The sequence below is a fragment of the Bifidobacterium jacchi genome (genome assembly GCF_009078285.1).
Classification (GTDB): Bacteria; Actinomycetota; Actinomycetes; order Actinomycetales; family Bifidobacteriaceae; genus Bifidobacterium; species Bifidobacterium jacchi.
Genome location: NZ_RQSP01000065.1, coordinates 1 through 1,954 on the forward strand (window position 1 = coordinate 1; position 1,954 = coordinate 1,954).

The 1,954-nt window shown below is 63.8% G+C and carries 1 protein-coding gene; it reads right to left on the reverse strand.

Annotated features, from left to right (window positions below):
• Nucleotides 1–1,954: exo-alpha-sialidase (locus EHS19_RS10085; protein ID WP_151917637.1), on the reverse strand; the 1,954-nt coding region annotated here is incomplete at both ends.

Sequence of the window (1,954 nt, forward strand, 5' to 3'; positions counted from 1 at the left end):
ACCGACCACATACTTGCCATCACCAGCCTTCAACGACGCGCCAATCGACGCAATCGTCGGCTCAGTCGGCTCGGGATCAGGATCAGGAGCGCCTTCGGTCACGTTGACGGTGAGCGAACCGTCCTCCATCGCGGTCAGCGTGTCGCTGTCCATCGGCGTGGTGCCGGTGGCGGACACGTTGACACCGTTGGCGTAGGTGCCGGTGACCTTGATCGTGCCGGTGACCTTGTCGCCCTTCTTGGCGGATTCGGGCACGGTGAGCGTCACGTTGACGGTGGTGCTCTTGCCTGCGGCGAGTCCGTCCGCAACGCGCACGTCGGCGGCGGACCAGCCGGCCGGAAGGCCAGCGGCCTTGACGGTCAGCGACGTGTAGTCGTCGGAGCTGTTGTTCTTGACCGTCACCGGCACGGTGACCGTCGTGGTGCCGGCGGCCACGGATGCGGCCTCGGCGGTGGCGGTCACGTCGAGGTAGCCGAGCCACGCCATGCTGAACGGCATGTACATGATCTCGTGGCTGTCCACGCCGTTGCTGATCCAGTCGCCTTCGTAGAGCAGACCGTAGCTGCCGTCATCGAGCACGGTCATCACCGAGTAGGCCATCGAATTGGACTTGTACAGCTTGCCGGCGGACCAGGTCTTGCCGTCGTCGAAGGAGATGCGGATCACGCCGTTCTTGCGGCCGACGTTGTTGGCCTGCGGCGACGAGAACAGCAGGATCTTCGCTTTGGCGGAGCCCTCCGGCGCGTCCGGGTAGGCGCGCATGATGTGCGCGTTGTTGTTAGGATCGGGCAGCTGGGTCTCGTTCTTGACCTCGCCGTAGGTCTCGCCGCCATCCTTGGAGATCGCGACCTTGCGGTAGCCGACCGCGCCCGGGCGGGCATTGACCATCACACTGCCGTCGGACAGCTCGACGACCTTGTTCTCGTCCATGTTGGTGGAGGAGATCACGCCGCCGACCTTCCACGTCTCACCGTGGTCGTCGGAGTAGATCGACACCGCATAGTTGATGCTGCCGGTAGTGGGCTTGACCGCGAACTGCTGGATCAGGCGGCCCTTGTGCGTGCCGTACTTGAGCTGGATGCCGGCGCCGGAGGTGGCGAAGCGCGACTTCCACTCCTGTTCGTGGCCTTTGGTCACCTGATCGGTGATGATCTGCGGCTCGGACCACGTCTCGCCGTTGTTGGTGGACTTGGTGATGGCCGCCTGCAGCACGTTGCGATTGTTGGGATCGACGCCGAGCTGCGAACCCGCGTAGCCCTGATTGTACGACTTGACGAAGAACAGGAAGATCGTGCCGGTCTCCTCGTCCACGACGAACGACGGGTCGGAGTAGCCGTGCCTGCTGCCAGTGTTGCGGCCTTGGGCCACCATCTTCAGGTCGCTCCACGACTTGCCCTGATCGTCGGAGTAGCGCATCACGATGCTGTTCGGCTGCGGCGCGTCGCCGCCGACCGGGCGCAGATCCCACGCGGCGAGGATACGGCCGTTCTTGCCGGTCGCGACCGCCGGGATGCGGTAGCTTTCGTTCGCGCCGAACTGCCGCGCCTTGGCGAGGTAGCGCGATTCGCCGTCCTTGTACGCCTTCGCGGTGGAGGCCTCATCCTTGGACTGCGCCTTGATGGTGACCGGCTCGAAGTCGATGACGATGTTGTCCTGCAGCACCTTGGTGCCGTTGTTGTCCTCCGTGGCCTGGAACAGGGCGGTCGGGGTGAACGTGCCCTTGATGATGTCCTCGGCGCCTACCACATGGTAGGCGAGCTTGTCGCTGTCGCACTTGCTGGTGCCCTTGGCGGCGAGGTCTCTGATGCGGCAGTTGTCGGTAGACATCACGTCGGTGTTCGTCAGGTTGGAGTCCTTCGGATACACGGTGATCTGCTGATCGGAGACGTTCGTGTAATCGAACTTGTAGCGGATCTTGGAACCGACCGCGAGGTTCTCGCCGAGGTTGTCGACG